The sequence below is a fragment of the Myxosarcina sp. GI1 genome (assembly GCF_000756305.1).
Lineage (GTDB): Bacteria > Cyanobacteriota > Cyanobacteriia > Cyanobacteriales > Xenococcaceae > Myxosarcina.
This window is the reverse complement of sequence record NZ_JRFE01000020.1, coordinates 39,207-47,200: the sequence shown is the minus strand read 5'-3', so window position 1 is coordinate 47,200 and position 7,994 is coordinate 39,207. Positions and strand designations below refer to the sequence as shown.

Sequence of the window (7,994 nt, the reverse complement as noted above, 5' to 3'; positions counted from 1 at the left end):
GGCCAAGTGGCTGAAGTTCTAAAATCAAACTCAACTTTTTCAGATTTAGTACTAGAATTTTTTGCCATTATTTTTACCTATAACTTTTGCACAAACCTTTTTTGGCAATAAAAAAAAGCTTGAATTAACTAAATGTTTCTGTCTTGATGGTTCTGTTATAAAATGTGAAGTTTTAAAAAATTGCGATCGGTGTCACCCGAAAATGTGAGAATCAAAGCCAACAAAAAAAACAAGGCAATCGCCTTGTTTCATAGGTACAAATTGAAATATTTATATGTAAAATATTTGTTATGTTTTGCTTCTATCGAATTTAATTTAAGTTTGACAGTAGGGACAAAAATGTGAAGAGCGCCCTGCCAGTTTAATTTTTGCGATCGCAGTACCACAAACGCGACAAGGTTTGCCAGATCTGCCATAGACTAAAGCTGCATCACCATAGTTACCGCTTACCCCTAATAAGTTAAGAAAATCACTAAAGGTAGTACCACCTCGATCTATTGAAGTTTTGAGAACTGTAGTAATTGCTTGATGTAACCGATCGAGCTTGTCTGGGGTTAGATCGACAGCAACAGTATCGGGTTTGATACCACTTTTAAACAATGCTTCATCGGCATAAATATTACCAATTCCAGCTACAATTGCTTGGTCTAATAAGAGCGTTTTGATGTAGCGACGACGATTAGCTAATTTAGCTGCCAAATAGTCTACTGAAAAATTGGGGTCGAAAGGTTCGGGTCCCAATTTCTGTAAACCAGTAACGATATTTTCTGGAGGTACGTAAGGCGGAACCAGCCAAAATTTACCAAAGGTGCGGGTATCGACAAAACGCAATTCGTAGTTATGAGGAAAAAAAAGGCGAATGCGAGTGTGCTTTTGCAAGTCCGTGTCTGTTTTCAACCAAAGTAGCTGACCTGTCATACGAAGATGAACTCCCAACCAGCCAGCAGATTCTAAAGAATCAGTTTTTAGCTGTGCCAGTAAATATTTACCTCGTCTGTTCCATGAGGCGATCGCTTTTCCTGTAAGATTTTCTTGAAATTCTGTTACAGAAGTAGGATAAGCCAGTGTTCTAGGCAATAATACTGCCGTACCTGCGATCGGTTGGTCTAAAGTTAAGTTATTTAAGCCTCGACGGACGGTTTCTACTTCTGGAAGTTCTGGCAAAATTAATCTTCTTCTACAAATGCAGACATTATAAATTATGCCAGAAGAACGCCAAGTAAAAATTTCTCTAGTCTTTCTCGCTCTATAAATTAAATAAAATACTTTAAAAAATAAGATTATGGTTTTATCTATTGCGATCGCCAACAGCCTTACTGCATCCAAAAATTATGATTTTTGCAATCGGAGAGAGCTTGAAAAATGCGATTTTATCTCCAACAAGTTACGGTCAAAATATGACAGATACAAAGTTGCAAAGTTAAGCTCATCCGATTGAGAAATGCCGTAGATGTCGTAAGATAACTTTTGCTAGCTGTTGAAAATCGTGACGGATATACTTGGTTTGACGATCTTCTTGTAAGACATCAGCCAAAATAATTTGACGACCCGAACTAAAAACTTTCTCGCGATCGAAAACAACGGGATGAGAATTTTCTCTGGCGTACTCTAGCAATGACTCCAAAGAAGGAATGCTGCGATTGACTAGTACAGTGTCAAACAGTTTTTGTCTACAAATGCGATCGATCGCTTCAATATGATCGCAGACGCTGTAACCTTCTGTTTCACCTGGCTGAGACATAATGTTGCAGACATATATTTTAGGAACTTTAGCTTTGGCAATCGCATTTCTTATTTCTGGAACTAGTAGGTTGGGAATAATACTAGTATAGAGACTGCCAGGACCGATAACGATACAGTCTGCTTCCTCAATCGCCTTAATTGCCGCAGGAAGCCCTGGTGGATTGGCAGGAAGGCAGCCAATTTGCTTAATTTGTCCTTGAGTTTCGGTAATTTTTGATTCTCCTACAACCAGTTCTCCCGTATCCAGTTCTGCCCATAAATGAACATCGCTGAGAGTTGCTGGCAAAACTCTTCCTCGTACGTCTAAAACTTTAGAACTAGCCATAACCGCTCGTTCTAAATCTCCAGTTATTTCGCTCATTGCCGTTAGAAATAAATTACCAAAGCTATGTCCTTTTAGACCTTCGCCAGCTTGAAAGCGATATTGAAATAATTCTGTAAGTAAATTTTCTTCTTTTGCTAAAGCAGCAATACAGTTGCGGATATCTCCAGGAGGCAATACGCCAATTTCTTCTCTCAGTCTTCCCGACGAACCGCCATCGTCGGCTACGGTGACAATAGCAGTAATATTACTGCTGTATGGCTTTAGTCCCCGTAATAAGTTGGAAAGTCCCGTTCCCCCGCCAATAGCAACAATTTTTGCTCCTTGATGTTTGTGACGACGTGCGATTAACAGATCGATTAACTGGCGATCGCTTTCTGGTTGGAGTACTTCGATAACTGAATTAGCAGCATGAGTTTGACCGTAGCTAAATAAATACAGACCAATAGCGATCGCTATAACTCCTGACATATAGACAGGGATGATTTGAGTTACTGGTGCGAGCGCGCTATAGACTGCAACAGCAAAGTCAAAAATGTGCGTTAGCTTGAGTAAAGCAAATGCTCCTAAACTGGTAAGTAAGACTCCCAAACTACTAATAATTAACCAACGTTTTACTAATAGCCCAGGTACCAGCCATTTATAGTAGAAGTTTAGTCCCTTGGAGACACCTTTATATTTAGCTGCCAAGGTTGCTGTTGATAGTATCTCTTGTCTCGATCTTAAAGTATCAACTAACATAAGCGTTCACCAATAGAATTAATCAAATATTTTTTAAACTAAAAAATGCTGCTCGATCGCCCGAACTAAATTTGTCGTCCAGTAAGTAGCTAGATCGGCACTTTCGGCTTCGACCATAACTCGAATTACGGGTTCGGTACCAGAGGCGCGAACCAAAACCCTGCCGCTATTTCCCATTGCGGTTTTAGCTTTAGCGATTGCCTGTTGTAGTTTGTCGCAGTTTTGCCAGTTTAGGCGATGTTGGCGATCTTCGACTCGAACGTTTTTTAGCAGTTGGGGATAGGTTTGAAAGCTGCAATCTACCATTTCACTTAACGAGTTGCCTTGTTGCTTTACCGATGCCGCCAAATGTAATGCCGTAAGTAAACCATCCCCAGAAACGCCGTGGTGAGAACAGAGTATATGTCCAGACTGTTCGCCCCCTAATACTGCACCAGAACGCATCATCTCAGCCTGAACGTAGCGATCGCCTACAGCCGTTCTGACCAATTTGCCTCCCAAGCGTTCCCAAGCTCGCTCGAAACCCAGGTTTGCCATTACCGTAGAGATAATAGTGTTTTCTGGTAACTGTTGCCGTTGACGGAGAGTCTGACCCCAGAAATACAAAATATAATCGCCATCGACAACTCTTCCCTTGCTATCTACCGCCATTACTCGGTCGGCATCGCCATCAAAAGCAAAGCCTAAATCGGCTTGATGTTGGATGACCGCAGTTTGTAAGGGAAGTAAATGAGTAGAGCCGCAGTCAACATTAATGCGATCGCCATCGGCGTGGTTATGAAGACATATTACTTCAGCACCCATTGTTTGAAAGACTTTTGGCGCGAGATTTACGGCTGCACCCCAGGCCAAATCTAAGACAATTCGCATTCCCTTTAGGTCGATCTGATTCAATAGGGGTTGCTGTAGTGAGTTGACGTATTGTTTTAAAAGTTGTGGACGATAATATTGACGACCTCGATATAAAAGATCGCTTTGTGGTTCCCAGTTTCCTCTTACTCCAGTCTCAATAAGTTCTTGAAGTTTAGAAGTTAGCTTAAGTCCATCGGCACCAAAAAACTTGATGCCATTATCTTCAGGAGGATTGTGACTGGCAGAAATCATTACACCGCCAATTGCGTCTAGAGTATTGGTTAGATATGCCACAGCAGGTGTAGGACATAAGCCAAGATGCCAGACTTCTACTCCTGCGGCATTTAGACCTTCAGCAAGTGCCATTGCCAGCATATTGCTAGAGTTTCTAGAATCTTGACCGAGAATTATAGGAGCAGATAGAGAGTAGTTAGTTTGCAATACCTGCCCCGCCCAAAATCCGACTTGAAAGGCTAGGGGTGCGGTCAAAAGTTCGCCTACTTTGCCCCTAATGCCATCCGTACCAAATAAAGAAGTTGCTGGTAGGGAGAGATCTGCGGTTTGAATTTGTTTATTTAAAGAATATGTTTTAATCATAGTTGCGTAGTTAGTCGTTAGACAATCGTTTCAAACTTACGAACAGTAAAGTCTTTAGCAAACTTGTTTGGTAAATACAGTTTGCTTTTCTAACTAAACTGGAAGCTACGGCTCCAAAGATTGAGGTTGTTTTCTCCTTGGACGATGGCTATTAGTTCGTTGCCTTCATTGGTATTCATAAAGACCGCCTTGCCTTCAGGTAATCCAGTCGGTACAGCACCCAGACTATAGTTAAATATATTGCCGCCTAGTTGAATGACATCACCTTGTGCCGATGAGAAATCAGAGATAAGCGCGTAGTCATCTAATCCTGTAACAGGACGATTGGGCGAATATCTTAGCTCAAATCTATTATTGTTTCTGGTTAAGAAGAGATTGGATAACCATGAAGAACCAATTAGTCCATTGATACCTAAATTGCTACTAACTCCGTCATTGTAGAAAGCTTTGTTACGGCTTCCGAGTACAAATCGATCTGCACCCAAACCACCAGACATGGTATCGATCTCGTTCGTTCCAGGGAGTATAGCGTTAGCGTCTACGCCGACAATTACATCGTTACCCGAACCGCCATTGAGGACATCATTACCACCGTTACCAATAAGATTATCGTTACCGTCATGACCAGCAAGAATATCTTGACCTGCTTCACCTTCTAAGCGATCGCTGCCTGAAGTAGCCATTACAACGCGACCTTTATGCTGTGCGATGCGATCGAAGCTCATTTGCGCGACATTGCCTTTTAGACTGACGCGATCGCCACCGATAATACTTGCTAGTTCGGGATTAGCTATTTGTAGGGCTACCGAACCTTCACCAGCAATGGTGTATTCTAATGTAGATCCATTACCAGTAAGATTTAGTAATTCGGCACGCATGGGCAGTTTGGTAATGCGGGTAACGTTATCTTGAGTAGTACCCAAATTAATCGTAAATTTGCCGCCGTTGGTGGGTAGAAAGACGGTATCGCTATCGTAAGCGTACCAGTTATCGACACTTTGAATGACGCGATCGCTCGCATTGCTAACATCCAAACCAAAGTTACCAACACCAGAAGCGATGACTTCTGCGGTAATGGTATTACCAGAAGTTTCGATAAATAGTTTTGACTGCTCGAAAGCTTGAATGCGTTGGCTAGTATCTTCGAGAGTGGCGAACTCGGCTCCATCGTTATAAGCTTCTTTGATTAAAGCTGCAAACATTTCCTGGGTATAACCAGCATTATCCCAATTGGTTGGACCGTAATCGTGCCAGGGCATTAGTACGATTGGCTTGTTGCCATGACTGGTAACTTCTTTATACTGACGAATCCACTCAGCTTGAGCTTCGGCAGCACTTAGAGGTTGGGGAACATAGGTAACAATCCCATTATTTTCAACTCGAAGGGGAATACCATATTCGATTAAGGTAAAGTCAAAGTAGAGATTGGGAGCAAAGTAAACCTGCTCTTGACCTGGCTGCAAGTAACCAAAACCACCAGGATAGCCAGCACCGACACCAGCATAACCACCTGTAATGTAATCAAAGTATTGGGCAATTTCTAATGCAGTAGGTAGCTGTTCGGGCGCGCCTGGTAAAGCAGCACCAGATACTTTAATTCCCAACTGCTGTTCGATAATCTGTTTGGATTGGTTGAATTCAAACTCTAGCTGTGCGGGGGTGGCAAAATTGGTATTGTTAGGAGTACTGTAATTAGCATATTCTTCTAAATGGGTGTAAGAATGAGTGCCAATCTCGTTACCTGCTGCTAATAAAGCCTCATAATATGGTTTAGAAATAGTCCAATCTGTATAGTTACCAGTTTCTACATTGTCGCCAATGTTGATATAGTAAGAGCCAACAAAATTAAAATCGGTCTTCCACTGGTCTAAAATGGGCAACATTTTATCGTAAATTCCAGCAGAACCATCTTCAGGTTTTATAGTGTATGACTCTTGCGAGCGATCCATATCATTACGCGATAGGAACAGTGAATTGTTACGCGTCAAACTCAGATTTACAGTAGGTTTGGTATCGTAGGTAGACCAACGTAGTGCTTCCCAAGCGAGGTTGTTGTCTCCCAAATAACTAGTAGTGGCAAAGTGTACGTTGCGTCCGCCAGTTTGGGTGGTAACTACTGCATTGTATGTCTGACCGTTGATAGTCTGATCGACTAAAGTAGTAACTGGACTTTTATTGATATCGACACTTTCATAAGCAGCCCAACCAATTCCTTGATAGTTGCGAATAGTTTCATTAGCAACATATCCTTGGGTAACAGGATGAGTATTGTCTGCGGTAAGAGTAACATTACTTCCAGAACCAAAGGCAGTAGGCTTGAGACCTAATATAGTTTTCATACGACTGTAGGGATCGCCTGGTAACAAAGCTCCCGTTTCGTCATTGGTCATAAAGTCACCTGCGGCGACGATGCCAATACCATACTGATATACGGCATCGGTTAAGGTGTCTTGAATTGCTCGAACATCTGCTTTGTTAACGTTGCGAATGGCAGGAAAGACTAAAGTATCGTAGTTGGCTAGCTTATTAATATCCTTAAGATCTTCTTCGGTTAATAGATCGAAGGGAACGCCAGACATGATTGCTTCTTCCTGTATGGACATAAATAACTGCGAATAGGCAGTGCGGTTGATGTCTGTATCTAGTCCGAAAAACTGGTCGGCAGTAGCTTGAGAATAAACAATTCCTATTTTTTTACTCTCATCGGTGCGAGTAGGCAGAGATTTATCGCCAAAAATACTGTATTTTTGAGCGTCATAGCTTCCTGGTAAGAATACTTGGTTATTGACATCAATTAAGACATCGATCGCGCCAGATGCACCATTTAATTGCGACACTGGTATGGCAAACTCTACGATTTTTCCGTTGTCGCTGGCAGCACTATTTAAAGCACCAACATAGTTTTCTCCTGCTGCACCAGTATAGAGATAGGGTTTATTGTCGCTGAAAAAGTTAACGTTATATTCTGCACCTCCTAGAGAACCCCAAATTTGATAACCCGTACTATTATTGCGATCGCTATTAAGCCAGACGGTAGTACCCGCGCCTATTGCCGTACTGTCAGATTTAATGGCAAATACGTAAGCATCTTCTATTAGTTTGCCGTAAATTTCATATCCAGCCTGTCCCGTTCCTGGCAAATAGTCCAGGCGATCGCTTTGCGTCCAGTCACTTAAGTTTCCATCGAGGGTAATGTTGCCATAGGCTGCATTTAGCTCTACAGTGGTTTCTTTACCGTCAACCAGAATTGTCGCAGTATCGTTTTCAGTTTTTAAAGCAGATAGCTCTGACTCTGATAGTTCTTTATTTTGAGCGATCGCGGCAAAAATTGCTCCTTCATCTCCTGTGCTGTCGGTAGCGTTAAGCTGACTATCCAAATAGTGACCGACCTCTTCTAAAAGCAAGTTAGTAATTGCCTGAGAGTTATTTACATTTTTAACTAGAAATTCTTGAGATATATAAATAGTATTATTAGCGCGATCGAAAGCTCCGTTACCGCCGTTTAAGGTTGCCGAAGTTGTAAGTTTAAATTCGGGTAGATTTTTACCTGTAATTAAATCTTTGACCATAGCTTCAGCCCGATCTTCATTCCAGCGATCGCCAAAAGCCAACTCGATTTTTTGGAGAAAATCTGGTTCTCGATACAAACTACGAAGCTGTTTGAAAGCATCTTTTATAGCTGTTACTAAAGCTGTATTGAGAGGAAATAAAAGTTGGGAATTTATAAGATTATTCATAG

The 7,994-nt window shown here is 41.7% G+C and carries 4 protein-coding genes; all 4 read right to left on the bottom strand.

Annotated features, from left to right (window positions below):
- Positions 1-315: 315 nt before the first annotated feature.
- The 4 genes from KV40_RS15430 to KV40_RS15410 all read right to left on the bottom strand — a co-directional run bounded on the left by KV40_RS15430 (position 316) and on the right by KV40_RS15410 (position 7,992).
- Positions 316-1,164, bottom strand: coding sequence for a DNA-formamidopyrimidine glycosylase (locus tag KV40_RS15430; RefSeq protein WP_036483276.1), 849 nt, complete (start codon positions 1,162-1,164; stop codon positions 316-318).
- Positions 1,165-1,426: 262 nt separating this feature from the next.
- Positions 1,427-2,806: a gluconeogenesis factor YvcK family protein gene (yvcK, locus tag KV40_RS15425; protein ID WP_036483233.1), complete on the bottom strand. Its 1,380-nt coding sequence runs from the start codon at positions 2,804-2,806 to the stop codon at positions 1,427-1,429.
- A 33-nt stretch (positions 2,807-2,839) separates the two neighbouring features.
- Positions 2,840-4,255, bottom strand: coding sequence for a phosphoglucosamine mutase (gene glmM, locus KV40_RS15420; protein ID WP_052055672.1), 1,416 nt, complete (start codon positions 4,253-4,255; stop codon positions 2,840-2,842).
- Positions 4,256-4,344: 89 nt separating this feature from the next.
- Positions 4,345-7,992 (bottom strand): polysaccharide deacetylase family protein, encoded by a 3,648-nt coding sequence (locus tag KV40_RS15410; protein WP_052055671.1) that lies wholly within the window; start codon positions 7,990-7,992, stop codon positions 4,345-4,347.
- Between the last annotated feature and the right edge of the window lie 2 nt (positions 7,993-7,994).

Bases quoted from the DNA above. Each gene is read 5' to 3' on its own strand.
- yvcK (WP_036483233.1), bottom strand. From the start codon at position 2,806: ATGTTAGTTGATACTTTAAGATCGAGACAAGAGATACTATCAACAGCA.
- glmM (WP_052055672.1), bottom strand. From the start codon at position 4,255: ATGATTAAAACATATTCTTTAAATAAACAAATTCAAACCGCAGATCTC.
- KV40_RS15410 (WP_052055671.1), bottom strand. From the start codon at position 7,992: ATGAATAATCTTATAAATTCCCAACTTTTATTTCCTCTCAATACAGCT.